Origin of the sequence: Streptomyces luteosporeus, from assembly GCF_039532865.1 — a bacterium.
Lineage (GTDB): Bacteria > Actinomycetota > Actinomycetes > Streptomycetales > Streptomycetaceae > Streptomyces > Streptomyces luteosporeus.
The window spans coordinates 110741-131763 of record NZ_BAAASL010000009.1 but is presented as its reverse complement, the minus strand read 5'-3'; the positions used below and the strand labels follow the sequence as shown (position 1 = coordinate 131763).

The 21023-nt window shown below is 71.9% G+C and carries 15 protein-coding genes; 5 read left to right on the top strand and 10 right to left on the bottom strand.

The annotated features are described in order from the left end of the window. Positions 1-8: 8 nt before the first annotated feature. Together ABD361_RS14005 and ABD361_RS14000 are read left to right on the top strand one after the other, a co-directional pair. Entirely contained in the window at positions 9-1880 is a 1872-nt protein-coding gene (locus tag ABD361_RS14005) for a CASTOR/POLLUX-related putative ion channel (protein ID WP_344435451.1), read from the top strand. A 105-nt stretch (positions 1881-1985) separates the two neighbouring features. Continuing rightward, positions 1986-2252 carry a GlsB/YeaQ/YmgE family stress response membrane protein gene (locus ABD361_RS14000; RefSeq protein ID WP_344435450.1) on the top strand — a complete coding sequence of 89 codons (267 nt, stop codon included), beginning with the start codon at positions 1986-1988 and terminating at the stop codon, positions 2250-2252. 47 nt (positions 2253-2299) lie between these two features. Here ABD361_RS14000 and ABD361_RS13995 read toward each other — a convergent pair whose 3' ends face one another. Then, on the bottom strand, positions 2300-3682 hold the full coding sequence (locus ABD361_RS13995) for a phosphatase PAP2 family protein (protein WP_344435448.1): 1383 nt from the start codon (positions 3680-3682) through the stop codon (positions 2300-2302). Between the two features lie 91 nt (positions 3683-3773). On the opposite strand from ABD361_RS13995, the gene ABD361_RS13990 reads away from it, so the two are divergent. Next, positions 3774-4592, top strand: a complete 819-nt coding sequence (locus ABD361_RS13990; RefSeq protein WP_344435447.1) for a class I SAM-dependent methyltransferase — start codon at positions 3774-3776, stop codon at positions 4590-4592. Between the two features lie 4 nt (positions 4593-4596). Here ABD361_RS13990 and ABD361_RS13985 read toward each other — a convergent pair whose 3' ends face one another. Beyond that, positions 4597-5856: a Gfo/Idh/MocA family protein gene (locus tag ABD361_RS13985; protein ID WP_344435446.1), complete on the bottom strand. Its 1260-nt coding sequence runs from the start codon at positions 5854-5856 to the stop codon at positions 4597-4599. Between the two features lie 115 nt (positions 5857-5971). On the opposite strand from ABD361_RS13985, the gene ABD361_RS13980 reads away from it, so the two are divergent. Then, complete coding sequence (locus tag ABD361_RS13980; protein ID WP_344435445.1) at positions 5972-7264, top strand: RICIN domain-containing protein; 1293 nt, start codon at positions 5972-5974, stop codon at positions 7262-7264. 76 nt (positions 7265-7340) lie between these two features. Then, complete coding sequence (locus ABD361_RS13975) at positions 7341-7664, top strand: STAS domain-containing protein (protein WP_344435443.1); 324 nt, start codon at positions 7341-7343, stop codon at positions 7662-7664. On the opposite strand, the gene ABD361_RS13970 is transcribed toward ABD361_RS13975, so the two are convergent. The 8 genes from ABD361_RS13970 to ABD361_RS13935 form a co-directional block, all read right to left on the bottom strand. Next, positions 7657-8739: an amidinotransferase gene (locus tag ABD361_RS13970; protein ID WP_344435677.1), complete on the bottom strand. Its 1083-nt coding sequence runs from the start codon at positions 8737-8739 to the stop codon at positions 7657-7659. The genes ABD361_RS13975 and ABD361_RS13970 overlap by 8 nt on opposite strands. Before the next feature lie 131 nt (positions 8740-8870). Beyond that, entirely contained in the window at positions 8871-10232 is a 1362-nt protein-coding gene (locus ABD361_RS13965) for a phosphatase PAP2 family protein (protein ID WP_344435441.1), read from the bottom strand. Positions 10233-10400: 168 nt separating this feature from the next. Beyond that, positions 10401-13151 carry a discoidin domain-containing protein gene (locus tag ABD361_RS13960; protein ID WP_344435440.1) on the bottom strand — a complete coding sequence of 917 codons (2751 nt, stop codon included), beginning with the start codon at positions 13149-13151 and terminating at the stop codon, positions 10401-10403. 114 nt (positions 13152-13265) lie between these two features. Further along, positions 13266-14318 (bottom strand): class I SAM-dependent methyltransferase, encoded by a 1053-nt coding sequence (locus ABD361_RS13955; protein WP_344435439.1) that lies wholly within the window; start codon positions 14316-14318, stop codon positions 13266-13268. Beyond that, positions 14315-15535: a glycosyltransferase gene (locus tag ABD361_RS13950; protein ID WP_344435438.1), complete on the bottom strand. Its 1221-nt coding sequence runs from the start codon at positions 15533-15535 to the stop codon at positions 14315-14317. Before ABD361_RS13950 ends, ABD361_RS13955 begins: the two co-directional genes overlap by 4 nt. Beyond that, positions 15532-16323: an alpha/beta fold hydrolase gene (locus ABD361_RS13945; RefSeq protein WP_344435437.1), complete on the bottom strand. Its 792-nt coding sequence runs from the start codon at positions 16321-16323 to the stop codon at positions 15532-15534. The genes ABD361_RS13950 and ABD361_RS13945 overlap by 4 nt, the downstream gene beginning before the upstream one ends. Beyond that, the gene (locus ABD361_RS13940; protein WP_344435436.1) at positions 16320-16640 is read right to left on the bottom strand and encodes an acyl carrier protein; all 321 of its coding nucleotides are present in this window, start codon (positions 16638-16640) and stop codon (positions 16320-16322) included. The genes ABD361_RS13945 and ABD361_RS13940 overlap by 4 nt, the downstream gene beginning before the upstream one ends. Beyond that, on the bottom strand, positions 16637-21022 hold the full coding sequence (locus tag ABD361_RS13935; RefSeq protein WP_344435435.1) for a beta-ketoacyl synthase N-terminal-like domain-containing protein: 4386 nt from the start codon (positions 21020-21022) through the stop codon (positions 16637-16639). The genes ABD361_RS13940 and ABD361_RS13935 overlap by 4 nt, the downstream gene beginning before the upstream one ends. Between the last annotated feature and the right edge of the window lies 1 nt (position 21023).

Here is a 21023-nt window from a genome sequence, read left to right as displayed (position 1 = left end):
CGGGATGCATGCGGGTGAAACGACGGGACCGGCTGCGGTACTGGTTCGAGAGCACGATGGACCGCGGAACGCCTGCACTGATCGGCTGGTTGGGCCTCGGCTCACTGGCACTGATCGCCGTCACCACGGTGGGCGTCGTGCTCCTGACCGACGAGGACACCGAGTCCAACGGCGGCTGGGCCGGGGTGGCGTGGATGAGTCTGCTGCGCACCCTCGACCCGGGCACCATGGGCGGCGACCACGGCAGCCCGCTGTTCCTCGGGCTCATGCTGGCGGTCACGCTGGGCGGCATCTTCATCGTCAGCACCCTCATCGGTGTACTGACCACGGGCCTCAACCACCGGCTCCAGCTGCTGCGCAACGGCCGCTCCCGCATCATCGAGCGCGGCCACACGCTGGTGCTCGGCTGGTCGGAGCACATCTTCACGGTCGTCGAGGAGCTCGCCGAGGCCAACCAGAGCCAGCGCCGGTCCTGCGTGGTGATCCTCGCCGACCGCAACAAGGTCGCCATGGAGGAGCAGATCCGCACGCGGGTTCCGTGGACGGGCCGGACCCAGGTCATCTGCCGTTCCGGCAACCCGTTGAAGCAGGCCGATCTGGAGCTGGTGAGCCCGGACACCGCCAAGTCGATCATGGTGCTCCCGTCCTTCTCCCCCGACGGCGACACCGCCGTCATCAAGACGCTGCTGATCCTCAACAACAGGTCGTGGGAGCACGGCCGGCCGCCCTTCGTCGCGGCCGTGATGGATTCGGGCAACCTCGCGGCCGCCCGGCTCGCGGCGGGCGAGAGCGGACTGGTCGTCGACGCCGACGACCTCGCCGTCCGGCTCGTCGTGCAGTCGCACCGGCAATCGGGCCTGTCGGCGGTCTGCAACGAACTGCTGAGCTTCTACGGGAACGAGATCTACATCAGGCACGAACCGACGCTCATCGGCTCGACGTACGGGGAGATCCTCGACCTCTACCGCAGCGGCGCCCCGATCGGCCTGTACAGCAAGGAGGGGCACGTCCGCCTCAACCCGGAGATGTCCACGGTCGTCACCGCGGACGACGCGGTGGTCCTGGTCGCCGAGGACGACATCCTCGTGAGGCTGGCGGACGTCCCGGTCAAGGCCGTGGAGTCGGCCATCGCCGACGGCCGCCCCTGGCCACGGTCCCCCGACCGCACGCTGCTGATCGGCTGGAACTCCCGTGCCGGCACCATCATCGACCTGCTCGACCGGTTCGTGCAGCCCGGCTCGCACCTCGACGTCGCCGCTCCCGCCCGTCCCGCCGCTCTCCCCACCGGCCTGGCCAACCTCACCCTCGGCCACCGCCCCTGCCGGCCCACGAGCAGGGCATCGCTGGAGGCCCTCCGTCCGGGCGACTACCAGCACATCCTGGTTCTCGCGGACGAATCGGTCGATCCGGAGCTCGCCGACAACAGGACCCTGGTGACCCTGCTGCACCTGCGGGACATCGAAGAGGCACTGGGCGACCCCTACTCGATCGTCTCGGAGATGAACAACGACAGCAACCGGGAGGTCGCCCAGGTCACCAAGGCCGACGACTTCATCGTCAGCAGCAAGCTGATCTGCCTGCTGCTGACCCAGCTGGCCGAAAGTCCGCAACTGCACGAGGTCCTCTCCGACCTCCTCGACCCCGCGGGCTCGGAGATCTACCTCAAGCCGGCGCACCAGTACCTGAAGGCCGGCGTGGAGGCGAATTTCGCCACCGTCGTCGAAGCCGCGCGCAGACGAGGAGAGAGCGCCGTCGGCTACCGGCTCGGACGGGACCGCAACACGCCCCCGTCCTACGGAATTCACCTCAACCCGCCGAAGGGCACGCCACTGACCCTCCGGAAGGACGACCACGTCATCGTGCTGGCCGAGAACGAATAACCGCCGAAGCCGCGAACGCTGAACCACGACCCCTTCACGGGCGTCCTCACCCACGTGTTCCCCGACCTCCCAGGATCGGGGCACCGGGGAAAGGAAAGAACAGAAATGGGCATCATCGGCTGGATCGTTCTCGGTCTCCTGGCCGGAGCAATTGCCAAGATCCTGCTGCCCGGGCGGGACCCGGGCGGACTCATCGGCACGACCCTCATCGGAATTGCGGGAGCGTTCATCGGGGGGTGGCTCTCGGCCAAGTTCCTGCACCGGTCCATCAGCAATCACTTCTTCGACGGGCCCACGTGGGTCTCGGCCATCGGAGGATCGCTGGTGCTGCTCATCGGCTACCGCATCCTTTTCGGCAACTCACGGGACTGACCTGTCGCCCTCACCCGGGGATCGGGCAAGGGCAACGGTCTCGTGCGTCACACCGGTTCGGGCTGCGGTTCCGGGCGCCGTACCGGCGCGGGCTCGGGTGCGTTCGGCTCCCACCGCCGGGTGGTCCGTACGTAGCCGTAGATCACCGAGCCCATCGCCAGGAGGAGAAGCGGTCCGAACACCCACGGGTGCTCGGCCATCTCCACCGGCAGATAGCGGTATGCCATCAGGAGCGCGGCGAAGACCGTTGCGCCGTAGCCGACCAGCTGGATTCCCGAGCGGTCCCAGCCGCGGTCGAAGGCGCGCATGGCCGTCTCGATCGTGAGCGCGAACACCACGCCGGCCACGAGGTCCACGCCGTAGTGGTAGCCGAACCCCAGCGTCGCGCTCAGCGTGGCGACCAGCCAGAAGGCGCCGGCGTAGCGCAGCAGCCGGGGGCCCTTGCGGGAATGGATGAAGATCGTGGTGGCCCATGCCGTGTGCAGGCTGGGCATGCAGTTACGAGGGGTGATCGCGTCGTACGGCACCGGGTGCAGGGCGCCGATCGGCGGCGGGGTGTTCGGCCACAGGTTGGCCACCGCCCACTGCACGCCACCGGTGCCCGAGGCGCCCGGGCCGTAGGCGAAGACCGGCCCGACCACCGGGAAGATCATGTAGATGGCCGGCCCGAGGAGGCCGATCACCAGAAAGGTGCGCACCAGGTGGTGGCTCGGGAAGCGGCGCTCGGCCGCCACGTTGCGCAGCTGGTACAGCGCGACGACGACCGCGGCGACCGCGAGCTGGGCGTAGACGACGTCGACGATGTGGGTGCCGACCGGGGCGGTGGCCCGCAGGATCCGGCCCATCACCCACGACGGGTTGCCCAGCGCGTGGTCGGCGGTGGCCACGTACGGGTCGAGCACCGTGGGGCGTGTCTTCGACGTGATGAGCAGCCACGTGTCACCGGTCTTGCGGCCGGCCACCAGCAGCAGACCCAGCCCGACGCCCTTCAGCAGCAGAACACGTTCCTTGCCGGTGCGGCGCGTGACGGCGATGACGGCACAGCCCAGCATCACCCACAGCGCGCCGTTGCCGAAGAAGTGATCGCTGTCCACCTTGGCGTCGACCGCCCACCGCACCAGCACGAAGACGATGTCGATGCCGATGGCCGCGCCGGCCGCGATGAACCGTTGCCGCCAGGTGAGGACCACCATCATCAAGGCCATGCCGCCGTACAGCGGGCCGGGCTTCGGGGCGAATATCACCTCTCGCGCCTGGGTGGTGATCGGCCCCGGTACGCCGCAGTAGCGACGCGCGGCGATCTCCAGCATGATGAGGAACCCGAGGGTCACCACGCCCGCCGTGGCCCACAGGATCGTCCGCGGTCGACGCCACGCGGCGAACTTGGTTCTGCAGCTTATTCGCGAAAACACCCGCCATACTATAGGCATCGATTATTTGACTGATTCGCCCGGCTTTGCCCCCTCCTCGTAGGGGCGCGGGGCACTGCCCGATCCGCCGGCCGCGCCCTAAAGTGAACGCATGCCCTTACCACCGGAGCAGCCGGCCCCGGCGCACCTGCATCGGGCCCGGCAGACGGCCGAGTCGTTCGGCACGGATGCGCAACGCTACGACCGGGCCCGACCGAGCTACCCCGATGCCCTGGTGGCGCGGATCGTCGACGGGATCCCGGCGCCCGACGTGCTCGACGTCGGATGCGGCACGGGCATTGCGGCCCGGCAATTCCAGGCCGCCGGTTGCACCGTGCTCGGGGTCGAGCCGGATGCACGGATGGCCGGCTTCGCGCAGTCCCGCGGGGTGCAGGTCGAGGTGGCGACCTTCGAAGCCTGGGAGCCGGCCGGCCGAACGTTCGACGCATTGGTCGCCGCCCAGTCGTGGCACTGGGTGGACCCGGTCGCCGGCGCCGTGAAGGCGGCCCGGGTGCTGCGCCCGCACGGACGCCTGGCGATCTTCGGGCACGTCTTCGAGCCACCTGCCGAGGTGGCCGAGCCGTTCGCGGCTGCCTGCCGTCGGGTGGCGCCCGACTCCCCGTTCAGCAATCTGCCGGCGCGGCGTTCGCTGGAGACGTACCAGGCGGGGTACGCGCAGATCGCCGACAAGGTCCGCGGGACCGGGCAGTTCGACGAGCCGGAACAGTGGCGGTTCGACTGGGAGCAGTCCTGCACGCGCGGCCAATGGCTGGACCTGCTCCCCACGACCGGCGGCCTCACCCGGCTCCGCCCCGATCAGCTGGCCGAGGTCCTGGGCGCGGTCGGCCATGCCATCGATGCTCTGGGGGGCCGCTTCACCATGCACTACACCACCCTTGCGGCCACCGCCGTACGCGCCGGCGCCCCTTGACGCGTCAGCGCTCGGCCACGAGCGTTTCGACCGTACCGTTCACTCGCGCGCGCTCGGCCGCGAGAACCGCCAGGTGGCTGGCGAGGGAGTCGCGGGGGCCCGACCTGATCCTGGTGGGGTCCCCTGTGGCCACGGCCTCGACGAAGGCGTCCATGAGCCCCGCGTCGCCGCCGCCGTGACCGCCGGCCGCGGTCATCTCCCCCTGTCGTACGGGCGTGACCTCCTCGTCGCTGCGGGTCAGGAAGTCGTGGATCCGTATCGTCCTGCCGTCGCCGTACAGCTCGCCGCGGGTGCCGAAGATCCGGGTCCTGCGAGGGCCGCCCTCGGTGAACGCGGTCATGGTGAAGGTCGCGGTGACCCCGCCGGAGAACTCCATCGCGACGACCTGATGGTCGACCACGTCGTTGTCGCAGGCGTACACGCACCGCCCGTACGGGCCCGTGTGCAGGGCATGTTCGAGGGCTTGCGGGGTGAAGTCGTCGACGATGACGCCGAGCGGCCAGCGGTGTTCGCCCCGGTCGAGCATGCCGCCGTAGAAGCGCACGGCGGAGTACGGGCAGTCGGGCTCGACCGGGCACTCCACGCACCGGTCGGCGGCCTCGGCGGGCCGGTTGGCCGGGGTGAAGTGCGAGAGGCGGCCGAAGCTGGACAGCCGCAGCGGTGGCTGCCCGACGATGTATTGCAGCCAGTCCAGGTCGTGGCAGGACTTGGCCATCAGCATGGACGTCGCCACGTCGGTGTTCCGCCAGTTGCCGCGGACGTAGGAGTGGGCGTGGTGCCAGAAGCCGACCGGCTCCAGGTGCTGGACGCTCATGATGGCGCCGAGCCGTCCGGAGTCGACGACGGCTTTGAGTGCCTGCGTGTAGGGGGTGTAGCGCAGGACGTGGCCCACGGCGAGCATGACGCCGGCCTTCTCCACTGCGGTCACGACCCGTCGGCAGGACTCCTCGTCCAGTGCCATCGGTTTTTCGAGCATCACGTGGTAGCCGAGGGCGGCGAAGGCCTCGGTGGGCTCGACGTGGGCGCGGTCGAGGGTGCAGATCAGGACGGCGTCGGCGATCCGGCCGCGCGCGGCGAGCTCCTTCCAGTCCGGCACGGCGTTCTCGGGCGCGATGCCGTGTTCTTCGACGAGCCGGGCGCGGCGCACGTGACGTGGTTCGGCCACGCCGACGACGGTGGCCCGGTCGGGGTGCTGCAGGGCCCACCGTGCGTATCCAGTGCCTCGATCGCCGGCGCCGATGACGAGGAGAGAGACAGGCGACATGACGCAACCCTACGAGTCGCCGTCGCGGGAGCGGGCCGTTTTCCTCCGCACCGCTTTTGATCTCCGGCCCGTTCCCCCCTTTCGTGGGGTGCGGCCCGGCATGAAGAATCTCGGCATGTCCTTGACATCATCCGACACGGCCCCGGTCACCCTCGCGCGCCGGATCGGCGCCGTGGTGCTGGCCGGAGTGCTCGCCTGCACGATGCTGCTGGTCGGCGGCGGGCCCGCGGCCGCCGCCGCCCCCGACACCCACCGCTTGGCCACCTGGAACATGCAGGTCGGTGCCAGCCGTTGGTCGGGCGTGCAGAGGCTGTCGCGCACGTTCGGCGTCGTGGCCCTCCAGGAGGTGCCCGCAGCCGCGCCCGCCGGCGCGCACCTGCTCGGCCAGAACGGCAACATCCGCTCGTACCTGTGGGACGTCGGCAGCGGACAGTTCCGCTACCTGCACATCCTGAGCCAGAGATCCCGCAACCTCGGCATCGTCACGTCGTTCTATCCGGACTCCGTCCGGGAACTGACGGGCGGCTACCGCTCGGCACTGGCGGTGGTGCGTCGCGAGGACCGGACCGTCTTCGCCTCCGTGCACGCGGCGTCCAACGGCGGGCGGCGCAACGACGCGGCCGCGCTCGTCCGCCGGGTCGCCGGGTACGCGTCCGGCAACAACGTCCCGAACTGGGTCGTGCTCGGCGACTTCAACCGCTCCCCGCGGAACGTCCTGGGCGACGGCCTGCCGCAGAACACCCGGATCTACAACAGCGGCCAGGCCACCCAGCAGAGCGGCAACGAGCTCGACTACGCGGCCTCCAACGTCAACACGCAGAACTGGCAGGCGACCGTCAACCCCAACTACGGGAGCGACCACTGGCCCGTCGGCTTCTCCACCCTGCGCGCCTCGGGGAGCCCACGGGACCTGACCATCCACGCCGACAACAGTGACCGGCTCCTGGACGTCTACAACGGCCAGAGCGCCAATGGCAGCCACGTGATCATCTACCACGCCAACGGCGGCAGCAACCAGCGCTGGCGCCTGGTCCCGGCGGGGCGCTCCGCCGAGACCGGGCAACCGCTGTACCGCATTCAGACGCTCAGCAGCGGCAAGTGCCTGGACGTCAACAAGGGGCAGAAGAGCACCAGCGGCGACTACCTGAACATCCGGGACTGCCACGGTCCCAACGGCGAGCCCGACCCGGGCGGCCCCCAGCGCGACACGCAGAACTTCACGCTGGAACACCCCGACTGGCGCTTTCCCAACCTCACCGTGTTCCGCAACGTCTCCACCCACCAGGTCGCCAACGTCGACCACAACCGCACGGGCGACGGAACCTGGCTGGTCCAGTGGCCGTACCAGCGGAACTCCGACGGCACCCCGGCCGTCAACGAGGCCTTCTACCTGCATCCTCGTTCCTGACCGGCCGCTGCCGCCCTGGGTCTGCCGCGCGGCGCCGGACGTGCGCCGCCGGCCGGCCCTCGGGCACAGTGGGGTCATGACGTACGACAGCAAGGCCGCAGACCTGCGCGAGGAGCCGGGTCGCATGCACGGCACGACGTACATGTCGGGCGAGCTCGACATGGCCTCCGCCGACCACTGGTACGAGGTGGCCATGGCGGGCGTGACCGGTCAAAGGGTGATCGTGGATCTCTCCGGAGTCACGTTCATGGACTCCACCGGGCTCAACGTGCTGATCCGCGTCCACCAGCAGCGCAACCTGCTCATCACCGGAGCCGTCCCCGCCCAGGTGCGGCGGCTCTTCCAGATCACGGGTGCCGAGGCCGTCTTCGACTTCGTTCCCTCCCCGGAAATCAGCTGAAGTACGATTCGAGCGTGCCGCGGCGCCGGACGTCGAGCGTCGCGCAGTGGAACGAGCCGCCGAAGGGCGCGTAGTGCAGCAGGTCGCACGGGATCGGCTCGAAACCCCATTTCTTGAGCGCGCGCACCATGTCGGTGTGGTGCCTTTCCACGATCACCCGTTTCTCGTCGAGCATGAGGACGTTCATGCTGAGCCATTTGCTGCACATCGAGGTGAGCTTGAGCAGGCGCTCGTCGATGGGGTTGGGCTCGGGGGCGACGAGGACGTCCCACGACCGCAGGGTGTCGGGCAGGCGGTCGACGTCGATGTACTCGGGGTTGATCAGCACCTTGCCCGGCGCGAGCAGGGCCAGCGTCGTGTCGATGTGCATGGGGGTCCGGCAGCGGCTCTCGATCTCGTGGATGCGGTATCCGGGCCCGAGGTGGCGGCGCAACCACTCGATGCCCATGCGATTGGTCACGTTGCTCCGCGTGACGAAAAGGTCGCGTCCGGCGCGTACGAAGTCCGCCGCGTCGAATACCGGCTCGAACTCGGTGACGATGTACCGGAGGGGCTCACCGGCCTCCGGGGCACGGAAGTCCTTCTCGAACAACTCGTCCGTCAGTTGCGGCTTCGGCGCGGCGGTCCAGCGCGCACCGCGCCGGAAGTAGTCCTTGAGGAGCCCGCGGTAGGAATGCGTCTCGAAATACCGGCAGGGCCATGCCATCGGGGTCTCGATGATCTCGTCGCCGATCACGAGCATGCTGTCCCGCGGACAGGTGTTGCAGAAGCCGCGTGACGACCAGTCCGGGGTGGCGAAACGCCGCCTGTGGTCGACCGCGTCCGGGCGTTTCACCGTGATGCCGAGGGACTGCAGGAGGGCGACGAACCGATCGAGCTCCTGCTGGGCGCGCTCCATCAGGATGCGCGGATACCTGCGTCCGGCGGCAAGCCCGTGCAGCCGCGCCGCCCAGGGCGCGACGCTGTACGCCACGACCGGCAGGCTGGAGGGGATCACCGCGCCGTCGAGACGCCCGACGACGACTTCCTCCAGTGGGTCCCACTCGTTGTGCGAGGTGACCGGCGATTCCGGCATCACGTTCCACTCCCTGCGCGCGGGTGCCCTGGTTCACCGTGGGGTGAGGAACCCTCGTTGTCGCATGACGTCCATACCCCGGCAAACCGAATGAACAACGTCGGAGAGGACATCGGCATGCGAACGGGCGGTCATGGTTGGTCGGCTCCCACAGCACCGGCGCAGGAAGTGGGCCGGCGACGGGGACCGGAGGGCGGCCGGGGACTTCGAGGCGGCGGTGCGAACGCCGACGTGCGGACGTAGCCGTAGATCACCGAGGCCGTCGCCAGGAGGAGAAGGGGTCCGAACGCCCACGGATACCTGGCCATCTCCACCGGCAGACAGCGATACGACACCAGGAGCGCGGTGAACACCGTTGCGCCGTAGGCGGCCAGCCGCATTCCCCGCCGGTCCCAGCCGCGTGCCTGCGAACGCAGAGCCGCCTCGATCGTGAGCGCGAACACCACGCCGGCAAGGATGTCCGCGCCGTAGTGGTAGCCGAATCCCAGCATGGCGATGAACGTGGCAACCAGCCAGAACGTGCCGAAGAAGCGCAGCAGCCGCGGGCCCTTGCGGGAATGGATGAAGATCGCGGTGACCCATGCGGTGTGCAGGCTGGGCATGCAGTTGCGCGAGACGGTCCCTTCGAACGGCATCGCGTGCGGTGCATTGATCACCACCTGCGCATCCGGCCACAGGTTCGCCACCGTCCGGTGCCCGCTGCCGGCGCCGTAGGCGAAGATCGGGCCGACCACCGGGTAGATCATGTAGATGGCCGGGCCCAGCAGGCCGATCACCAGGAAGGTCCGCACCAGGTGATGGCTCGGGAAACGGCGCTCGGCCGCCACGTTGCGCAACTGGTAGAACGAGACGAGGACCGCGGCCACCGCGAGCTGGATGTAGACGTAGTCCAGGAGATGCTCGCCGATCGGACCGGTGGCCCTGACGAACCGGCCCACGAACCACGACGGATTGCCCAACGCATGATCGGCAACCGCCACATACTGGTCGAGCACCATCGGACGCGTCTTCGAGGTGATCAGCAGCCACGTGTCACCGGTCTTACGACCGGTCACCAGCAGCAGACCCAGCCCGACACCCTTCAGCAGCAGCGCGCGCTCCCTGCCGGTGCGGCGCGTGACGGCGATGACCGCACACCCCAGCACCACCCACAACGCACCATTGCCGAACATCATCCTGGCGTCGAAGACCCACCGCACCAGAAAGAAGACGACGTCGATACCCACCGCGACACCGGCCGCGACGAACCGCTGCCGCCACGGCAGCACCACCATCATCAACGCCATACTTCCGTACAGCAGCGGCCCCGATTTCGGAGCGAATATCACCTCACGCGCTTGACGGGTGAGCGGCCCCGGCAGGCCGTAGTGGCGCGCGGTGACCTCCAGCGCGATGAGGAATCCGCAGGTCGCCACGCCCGCCGCGACCCACAGCGCCGTCCGCGGGCTGCGCCCGGCGACGAAAGCAGTCCTGTCGTCCGTTCGTGAAAGCATCCGGTGACGACCTTTCGCCTTCGCGGCTCGCGCGCCGACGCATGCCCGGCGCCCCTGCGGGGCGCTGGGCGGGGCGTGTGTACACCTTTGTGCGTCACCGATGCCGGGAGCGCACCCTTGACAGGGCCGTACGGGTGAATTCCCTGCGCTCCCGGCTACCGCGATGCCCTACGAAACCGTCAGCTCGGCGATCCCCGTACGGGAAGCCGCTGCGTCCCCGCCGTGCACGGCCACCCGTACGTAGCGTGCGGACACCGGCCGTCCGCCGGGAGCGGCAGCGTGCCAGTGGCGGCCGTCGAGGGAGTACCGGACGTCGTACGCGGCCGGTGCCGGGCCGCTCCAGTCGGGGGTGACCTCGGTGACGCGTACCGGCTTGCCGAGGTCGGTGGTCAGTTCGCCGTCCCGTCCGTCGGGTACCCAGGCGGTGGCCGGGTTGCCGTCGACGGCGGCGGCCGCGTACAGGCCGGGTTCCTCGGAGGAGGCGGTGGCGGCGGTGCAGCGGGCGAGGTTGCCGGTGGGGGCGAGGTCGGGGCGGCGGGTCGTGAGGACGACCGGGGCGGCCCCGGTCAGGACGCGGGCGCCCTGCGGGGTGTCGAGGGTCATGGGCGCGCCGCCGGTGAGCCGGACGGTGGTGGTGCGGGCGCCGAGTTCGATGTCGTACGTGCGGCCCTGCCAGTGCAGGCCGCGCAGGGTGACGCCGCGGGCGAGCTGCGGGGGCAGCATCGGGTCGAGGTGCAGCCGGTCCTCGCGCATCCGCATGCCGGTCAGGCCGTTGGTGAAGACCTGCAGGAAGCCGCCCTTGCCGGTGAGGAAGTCGTGGGCGGGCGAGCCGGCCAGCGGGTCCTCGGCACCGGCCTTGGCGCCGCGCGCCTCGGAGAACTGGTCGAAGGGGCCGCGGACGAACGGCCTGATGGAGCGCTGCAGATAGGTGTACGTCGAGCAGCCGGGTTCGCCCGTGCCGGCGGCGGCGACGGCGTGGACGGAGTCCGTCATGGCGGGGCCGTCGGGGTCGGTGCGCCGGGCGTAGTAGTCGAGGGTGCTCGCCGCCGCGCCCTGGGGCATGGGCCACTCCAGGGGGTAGGTCAGCAGCACGGTGTCGGCCTGCTTGATCCTGCTGCCGGCGTAGCCGTCGTACTGCAGGTAGACCTTGCGGTCGGCGTCGTACGGTATCCGGATGCGGTCGGCGATCGCCGTCCACTGCGCCGGGGCGTGCTCGCCCAGCAGTCGTGCCGCGTGGGCGGCGTTGCGCAGGGCGGTGACGGCTCCGGCGTTGGTGAAGACGGCGTCGTTCACGCCGTTGCTGTACTCGTCGGGGCCGGCGGTGTCCTTGATGGAGTAGCTGCCGTCGGTGTTGCGGCCGGCTCTGCCGGCCCAGAACTCGGCTATGCCCTTCATGACGGGCCAGCCGCGCTCGCGCAGCCAGCCGGTGTCGCCGGTGGCGAGGTAGTACTGCCAGGTGGCGAGGGATATGTCGGACTGGAGGTGGATCTGGGTGCGGCAGTGGGGCGGGTCGACGCTGTGGCATTCCTGGGCGAGGTCGCCCTTGCTGCCGCTGTTCCACGGGTAGAACAGGCCCTGGTAGCCGAGCTTGCGCGCGTTCTCGCGGGCTCCGGGCAGGGTGCGGTAGCGGTAGTCGACCACGGTCCGGGCGAGGTCGGGGGCGGTGGCCAGCAGGGCCGGGTACATCCAGGTCTCGGCGTCCCAGAAGACGAGGCCCGCGTAGTTGTCGCTGGTCAGGCCGGCCGGGGCGATGCTGTCGGACGCGCCGTGCCGGGCGCTGGAGAGCAGCCCGTACTGGGAGGAGCGCACCCACGCCTGCAGGTCGCGCTGCCCGGGCACCTCGATGCCGGAGCGCCACAGCAGGGCCCAGGCGGCGGTGTGGGCGCGCAGCAGCCCCTCCCATCCGCGCCGGGCGGCGCGCAAGGAGGCGGCGGTGGCCTCCTGGCGGGGTGCGCGCGAGGTCAGTGCGGTGTCGACGCCGACGTACTTGGTGACCTCGTACGCGCGGCCCTTGCGGACGGGGAAGGTGAGGGACTGACTGTTGGTCAAATCCGTGGCGGTGCCAGCCCGTCGGGCTGCGGACGGGTGCACGGTGCGGCCGGCCTGCAGCGTGGAGGCGACGGCTCCGTCGGTGTCCGTGCCGTCGGTGCGGAAGGCCACGTCCATGGTCCGGCCGTCGCGGGCGCCCTTCGCGGTCCGGTCACCGCCGCCGGTCTGCCGGATGCGCCGGGCGCCGTGCCCGTCGAGCAGGTCGGTGACGGTGGCCTCGCCGCTCCAGCGGGGCGTGATGCTCAGCCGTACGGCACCGGTGTGCGGGTCGTCGCGGTCGGCCAGGACGTCGTAGACCAGGTCGGTCCTGCGGCCGTCGGCGGCGGTCCAGGTCAGGGAGGTCCGGACGATGCCGCAGTGCAGGAAGAGGGTCTGGCGATAGCCGGATATTCGACCCGCTTTCGTCGAAGAGTTGAAGGTATCGGCGTGTGCCCCGCCGGTGCCGACGGTGAGGCCGGTCCAGGTGGGCAGGGCGGCGACGGCCTGCCGGTCGGCGGCGGTCTGCGGGTTGTGCGCGTAGAGGCCGGACACGAACGAGCCGTCGTAACTCGGGGTGAACAGCGGCCATCCGGTCTTGGCGCTGCTGTCGCTGTAGCCGGCGCCGTTGGGCGGTATGCGCTGGCCGAGGTAGCCGTTGCCGACGTAGGCGTGGTGGGTGTCGTCGGTGTCTATGCGATCGGTTGCGAGGGTCCAGCCGTCGCCGGTGCGGCAACTTCCGGCGGGTGGAGTGGAGTCGGAAGGACGGTCGGTGGTGGGGGGTTGCGGCGCTTGCGCGACGGCCGCGGGCGGTACCGAGGCGACGAGCACGCCTGCGAGCAGCAGTGCGGACAGGCGGGCAGGACGCGGCCGCGCACCGGGAGAGTACGTCATTGTTCTCCGTCGTCTGGATCTCTTCCAAGATTCCCGCGACCTTAAATTGATGAACGGAAGAGGGTCAACAGTCGACGTTGCCTGTACGACTCTTGAAGATGATGTGCTGTGACCTCACACGCGTGCCACGACCCGGTACGCGTTGGAGAGCCGCGTGCGGCGGATGAGCGGGGCGAGCAGCTGTTCCACGCCGTACACCCCGGCCAGCACGGGGACGGACGACCAGAACAGGGCCTCACGGGCATTGCGCTGGAGGCCGCTGGGCGGTTCCGCGCGCCAGGGGTCGTCGGCAGGCGGGAGGGCGTGGACGAGGGCGAGGAGGACGGCGCCGGTGAGGTCGAACGGGATGTGCGGCTCGTGCCGTTCGACGGCGACGACGGTGCAGCCGAGCGACTCCAGCTCGCGGCGGAGGTTGGCGAGGGGGATGAGGTGCAGGTGCTGGGGCTGGAAGTAGGGCATCCACCAGCGCCCCAGGAGCCCGCTCGAGAGGCATTCGGGGTCCGGGACCTCGATGATCAGGTGACCGCCGGGTGCGAGGACCGTCCGGGCGGCGGTCAGCTCGGCGCGCGGGTCGGTGGTGTGTTCCAGATAGTGGAACATGCTCACCGTGTCGTACTGCCCCTCCAGTTTGGGGGCGAGTTCGGTGAGGAGACCGCGGTGCGCCTCGGCGATCCGGCCCTGGCGCTTGCCCTCCTCCACGCCTTCGCCGACGTCGAGCCCGTCGAAGACGGTGGCCGGATGCACCGTCCTGGCCGTCTGGGGGAAGTGCCCGTGCCCGGTGCCGACGTCCAGCCAGCGGCGGGGGGTGCCGAACGGGAGGAGGGCACGGGCACTGGCACGGTAGCGCTTGCGGTTGCCCCTGCCGTTGAAGACCCATTCCGTCAGGTCCGCGCCCAGGCCGTCGTAGAAGTCCCGGTAGTAGAAGTCCAGTCCCTCGGGCGTGAGCCGGGGGTTCTGGAAGGAGTGGGAGCAGTCGCGGCACTGGTCGATCACGAAGGTGCCGGGCTTGTGCTGGAGCAGATCGACGGTGCGCAGCCGGGTCCGCAGGCGCGAGGAGCCGCACCAGGGGCACTCGGTGCGTTTCGGCTCGTGGAAGCGGTCGGTGCCGCGGGCGAGTTCACGCTGGTAGTCGACGCGGAGCCGGGCTACTTCCTGGGTCCGGTTCATGGTCGTCCCGGTCCTCCTTGTCCTGGGCGGGATTCTGTGCGGGATTCTGTGCCGGATCCTGTGCCGGATCCTGCGGCTTCTTCGAGGTGGGCGGCGGCCGCGGCGGCGCCCCCCGCGGCGCGGAAGGATTCCTGGACGCGGCGGGCGGCCGCCCGGTACCCGGGGTCGCCGAGCACCGAGTCCAGTGCGGCGCCGATCGCGCGGCGGTCGGCGCGGCCGAACCGGATGCGGATCCCGGCCCCGGCCGTGGTGAGCTGTTGGGCGATCACGGGCTGGTCGTCCCGGATGGGGGCGACGACCAGGGGAACTCCGTGCAGCAGGGACTCCGCGACGGTGTTGTGGCCGGCGTGGCAGACGACCGCCGAGGCCCGGCCGAGCAGGGCGGGTTGCGGTACGCGTGGCAGGGCCAGCACCGTGTCGTCCGAGGTGCCGTCCAGTGCCCCGCCCGGGTCGGCGACGACGGCCTGGACGCGGGGGGCCCGCTCCCGTACGGCCGCCGCGCACTCGGCGAGGAAGCGGCCGCCGAGGCCGGTGTTGGCGGTGCCGAGGGACACCAGGACGGTGTGCCGTGCGGGATCCAGCCACTCCCAGGGGAAGGGCGCGGTGCCGGGCCGCCGGGCGAGGGCGGGTCCGACGAAGCGGGTCTGCGGGGGCGCGGCGCACGCGCCCGCCAGGGCGGGGGTGGTGAAGGCGAGGACCAGGTCGGGCGAGAAGCGGGGGTCGTGGGTGCGCGCCGGGTCGCCGAGCGCAGCGCGCAGCCCCGCCAGCAGTGACCGGATCCATTCCTCCACCTTCGGCATGGTGGAGAGCGCGCCGGAGAACTCGGCGGAGGTGGTGGCGGAGGTCGCACAGGGGATGCCGAGCCGTTCGGCCGTCAGGGACCCGGCGAGCGCCTGCTGGTCGGCGACGAGCACGTCCGGGCGGAAGGCGGCGACGGCCCGTTCGACGCCGGGTGCCATTGCCGTGGCGAGCGGCGCGAGGAAGTCCTGCCACAGGAAGTGCAGCGCGGCGACCCCGCGCAGCCCGGGAGGCCGGTGCAGATCGCGGGGTACGTCGCAGGGGTGGATCTCGGCGCCGGGTCCGGCCGGCTCCTCGACGGGCCCGGGCAGGCCGGCCCAGGCGACCCGGTGCCCGCGCCGGGTGAGTTCGGCGGCCACTGCGGCGGCCGGGTTGATGTGCCCGACGAGCGGCGGCACCACGAAGAGGAACCGGCTCATGCGCGGGCCTTCGTCCGCTGCCGGTGTCCCGTCCGCAGCCAGTCGAGCATGAGCGTCCCGACGGTCCGCGGGTCGCCCACGAGGACGGAGTGGCCGTGCCCCGGGACCAGATGGGTGCGGCAGTCGGGCAGCAGGGATGCCAACCGGGGCGCCATGGCCGCGAGGTCGGAGGTGGCCCCGTACACCGCGTGGACGGGCACGTCGAGATCGCGCCAGCGGTCCTCGGCGGGGATGCGGCTGGCCGCGATGTCGGCGGCGATCGTCGTCTCCTGCAGCAGCGGGCGGGCGCGGCGGACCAGCCGGGCCGCGTGCCAGCCGTAGGTCCGGTCGATCCAGGGCAGGGCCCGCCCGTCGCGGAGCCTGTGCGCCGAGCCCCCGAGGAGGGTGCTCATCTTCGCCGCCCAGGCCGCGGTGGGCGGCTCGGACTCCACGGTCAGGAGGCCGGCGACCCGGTCGGGGTGGTGCAGGGCGTAGTCGAAGGCGACGGTGCCGCCGAAGGAATTGCCGACCAGGTGCACCGGCCCGGTGGTGTCCATGCCGTCGAGGAGGGCGGCGAGGTCGCTTGTGAAGTCCTCCAGGCGGTAGCCGGTGGCGGGGCGTTCGCTGCGGCCGTGGCCGCGCTGGTCGTACATCACCACGTCGTGTCCGGCCGCGGCGAGCGCCGGGGCCACGGTGAAGTAGTAGCTGGTCAGGTTGTCGGTGGCGATGCCGTGGACCAGGACGACGGTCTGTGCGCCGCGTGGTCCGAGGCGTACGGCGTTCAGGCGCGGGCGGCGGGCCTTCGTCACCCCAGGCGCCCGGCGATGTAGTGGACCATCCGGCCGACGGAGAGCCCGATGATCTCGGTGAGTTCGAGGGAGGCGAAGAAGGCCGGGAAGTCGACCCGGTCGCCGTAGCGTCGCCCGAGCTCGCCGGTGAGGGTGACCAGGTCGATGGACTCCAGGTCGAGGTCCTCGACGAATCGGGTGTCCATGGTGACGGCCGTGCCTTCGAGGCCGATCTCGGGGACGACGGCGTGCAGTGCCTCGGTGATCTCGGCGAGCACTGCGCTCTCGCCGGCCCCCGGGAGGGGGGTGACGGCGTCGGACGTGGGGGTGGTGGTCATGAGGGGCTCTCCTCGTGGTGCTGCCGGTGGGTGTCCTCGGTCCAGGCGACGACGTAGCGGCGGGGTCGCAGGCCCGGCGGATTGGCGACCTCGGCGAGTGACACGGCGTACGTACGGCCGGAGGGCGTACGGACCGTCAGCCGGTCGCCGTCCGCGGCGGTGACGCGGACGTCACGCGGTCGTCCGGGCGGACCGGTGCCCTCGGCCCTGGCCGCGGCCTCTTCGGCCGCCCGGAAGCGGACGGCCTCCGGCCGCTCGGTGATCTCCTCGATGGCGATGCCGGCCGGCGCGCCGCCGGCCGGGCGGACCAGGGCGACGGCCGCTTCCGCGCAGTGGGCGAGGGACAGGGAAAGGGGTGGCAGTTCCCGGCCGTGCACTCCTTCGGGGTGCGGTCGGCCGCTGTCGTCGTCGCGCACCCGGACCTCGGCGGGGAAGACCGGGCCCGCGCCGTGTTGCCACAGGTGGTGGCGTACGGCGTCCTTGGCGGCGATCCGGCCGAGCAGCCACTGCGGTCTGTCCTGGTGCGGCCGGGCCGCGTAGGCGTCCCGTTCGGCGCCGCCCAGCAGGTTGCGCATCATCAGCTCGCGGGAGGCGGGGTCGGGCCAGTACTCGAAGACCAGGTGCCAGCCGCCGGGCCGGACGCGGGAGAGGGTGCTGAGCTCGGGGCGGCGCCGGATGGCATCGGTGGCGGCGGGCGAGTCGAAGCGGCGGTCCTCCCAGCCGTCGATCTCGCACCGGACGGTTCCGCGGTGGCTGAGCTGGATGTCCGCGGCCAGCACGGTCTCGGTGAGGGAGGTGATCCGTACGTGGCAGTCGACCGGCTCCCCGGGCTCCGGTTGCGGGCCGTGGAAGCGGATCTCGCGGATGCCGACCGGCAGCACGACGGTGCGGTCGCTGCGGGTGGCCATCAGCCAGTAGCCGAGGAGCTGACCGGCGTTGTCGAGGAGCGCGCCGGGCGCGGGCGGAGCGGTGATGACGCCCCGGACGTGCCGTGCGCCGAGTCCGGTGACCGCGGTGACGCCCTGGAAGAGCGGCCCGTGGAACATCCAGCGCTCGCCGTACATCCGCCGGGCCGAGACGGCGGGCGCCTCTTCGTCGGCCGGGACGGGCCAGCGGGCGGGCGGTGCCGGGTGGCGGGGGGCCGTCTGCGTCTCAGCGCGCGCGTACCGGCCGAACTCGACGGTGTGGCGGCCCGGCCGGTCGGGGACGGTGCGGACCGTCACGGTCACGTCGACGGCGGGCTCGGCGACCAGCCAGGCGAGGAAGCGGGCGTCGCGGACGGCGACCGTGACACCGGTGCCGGGCGCGGTCGCCGCCTCGGTCATGTACTGGATCATGGTCGTCGCGGGGACCACGGGCCAGCGGTCGCCCATGTCGGGCCAGTCCGGCCGCTGGTGGTAGAAGCAGTGGTCGGCGAGGTACGGCATGGTGTCGAGGGCCACGCGGAGGGTGGTGACGCGGGCCGTGGTGGCCGGTGCCGCCGAAGCAGGAGGAGCCGGCCGGGGAGCAGCCGTCCGGGGAGCGTCGTGTGCCGCGAAGAGCGCCGCGGCCGCGTCGGCCGTCTCGCTGAGCAGGGCACGCAGCTCGGCCGCCTCGGGGTGGCGCCGCGCGGCGTCCGCCAGCCGACCGGTGCCGGACCCGGGCGTCCCCTCGCCGCCGAGCGCGCCGCGCAGCTCCGTACGGAGCCGCTCGCGGGTGGCGGGGTCGAGGCGGACGGGCCCGGCGTCCAGGCCGAGCCGTACGCCCGGCCCGGCCGGCACCGCGGCCGTACCGGTGCGGCGGCCTCCGCCAGGAGCCAGGGCGGCGACGTCGGGCTCCGCCCCGTACGCCCACAGGCCGGCCACGGCGCGCCGCACCTGGCCGAGGCCGTCGCCGCCGTCGGCGCTCGCGGCCGTGACCGCCACGTGCTCGCGGTCGGCGAGGACGTCACCGACCAGCGACGGCAGTTGGCCCTGTCCGGCCTGGACGAAGGCGCGGAACCCGGCCCCGTACAGGGCTTCGACGAGGCCGCGGAACCGGACCGGCTCCAGGAGGTGGCGCACGGCGAGCTCACGGACCTCCCCCTCGCCGTCCGGGAACGGCGCGCAGGTCGTGCCCGACCAGACGGGCACCGAGGGCCGGTGCAGGGTGAAGCGGCGCATGGCCTGCCGGATCGGCCCCAGGTAGGGGGCCAGCATGGGCGTGTGGAAGCCGGACGCGAAGGGCAGCGTACGGCCGAGGACGCCGTCGCGGCGCAGGCGCTGCGTGACCTTCTCCACCTGGGCCGCGGGGCCGCACACCACGCACTGGTGCGGGGCGTTGTCGTGGGAGAGCACCACCTCGTCGATCCCGGCCAGGGCCGCCCCCACCTGGGCCGCGCCCGCCCCGTAGGTCACGAAGACCACGTCGGGGACGCGCAGGTCCAGGGGGTCGAAGTCCCGCAGGAAGGCGTCCACTTCCTTGTCGGCGAAGATCCCGCCGACGGCCATGGCGGTCCACTCCCCCACGCTGTGCCCGGCCAGGGCGTCGGGAGCGATGCCGCAGCGGCGCAGCGCGGTGGCCAGGAGCCGGCCGGCGTCGACGACGGCGGCGCCGTGCTCGGCGACGGCGCCGACCCTGGCCTGCTGCCAGGCGGGGCGGGGCAGCCCGAAGTGGCGGGCGACGTCCTCGCCCTGGGGGGCGAAGCCGGCCTCCAGGCCGGGGAAGAGGAAGGCGGTACGGCCGCCGGCCGGCCCGAGCAGGGGGCGGGGCGCGAACCACACCTCGCGGCGGCCTGCCCAGGCCAGGCCGCGGGCGACCACTTTGCGGGCCAGCGCGAGGCGCTCCGGCCCGGGCCCGGCCACGGCCAGCCGGGTGGCTCCGGTGCCGATGTGTCCTCCGGCACGCAGCCGGGCGTCCTCGGCGTCGAGGAGCGCGCGCAGCGCCTCCGGCGTGTCGGCCGCGATCCGCAGGACCGGTTCGGGTTCGTCGACGCGCAGGGCCGTGGGCGCGGGGCGTCTCCTGCCCGCCGAGGGGACGAACTCCTCCAGGACCACGTGGGCGTTGATGCCGCCGAAGCCGAAGGCGTTCACCCCCGCCCGGCGCACCTGCGCCTCCCAGGGGCGGGCCACCGGGGACGGGCGGAAGCGGGTGGCGAGCAACCCGGGGTGGGGCTCGTCGCAGTGCAGGGTGGGCGGCAGCACCTGGTGGTGGAGGGCCAGAGCGGCCTTGACCAGGCCCGCGGCGCCCGCTGCCGGCATGGTGTGGCCGATCATCGACTTGACGGAGCCGATCACCGCGTCCGGCGCGCGCGGGGTGCCGAACGCGCGTCGCAGCGTGGTGATCTCGGCCGCGTCACCGCTGGGGGTTCCCGTTCCGTGGGCTTCCAGCAGGCCGATCGCGCCGGGGGCGGCGGGGTCCAGGCCGGCCGCCTCCCAGGCGAGCCGGACGGCCCGGGTCTGGCCGTCCGGGTCCGGGTTCACCAAGGTGGCGGTGCGCCCGTCGCCGGCCACTCCCGTGCCCCGGACCACCGCGTAGACCCGGTCGCCGGCGCGCACGGCGTCGGCGAGCCGTTTGAGGACGAGCACCGCGGTGCCCTCGCCGATGAGCACTCCGTCCGCGTCCCGGTGGAAGGGGCGGATCCGCTGGGTCGGGGAGAGGGCACCGAGCCGGGCGAACACCGACCACAGGGTGACGTCGTGGCAGTGGTGCACGCCGCCGGCGAGCACCACGTCGCAGCGTCCCGCGGTCAGCTCGCCCACGGCCTGGTCGACCGCCAGCAGGGAGGAGGCGCAGGCCGCGTCGACCGTGTAGGCGGGTCCGCGCAGGTCGAGCCGGTTGGCGATGCGCGAGGCGGCGAAGTTGGGGACCAGGCCGACGGCCGCTTCGGGGCGGTCCGGCCCCAGGGCCTCCTCGAAGGCGGTACGGACCCGGGCCAGCCGCTCCTCGCCGAGCTCGGGCAGCAGTTCGCGCAGGGTGTGGGTCAATTGGCCGGCGGTGCGGACGCGTTGGTCGAGCCGCGCCAGCCCGGCCGTGAGGTAGCCGCCGCGGCCCAGCACCACTCCGATGCGGGTGGGGGGCACCGTGGCGAGGCCGCCCGCGTCGGCGATCGCGGCGGCGGCCGTGCGCAGGGCGATCAGCTGGTCGGGCTCGGTGGCCGGGACGGAGTCCGGCATGATGCCGAAGGCGACGGGGTCGAAGCCGGTGAGCCGGTCGTCGACGAAGCCGCCGCGCCGGCAGTAGATGGCACCGGAGCGGTACTCCTCCTGGTCCCAGCGCCCCGGCGGCACCTCGGAGATGGCGTCCACGCCGGTGCGCAGGTTGTGCCAGTAGCGCTCCAGGTCGTCCGCGCCGGGCAGCGTGACCGCCATGCCGGTGACGGCCACCGGTTCCTGGGGGCGGTTCCCGCAGTGGCCGTGGGGCACC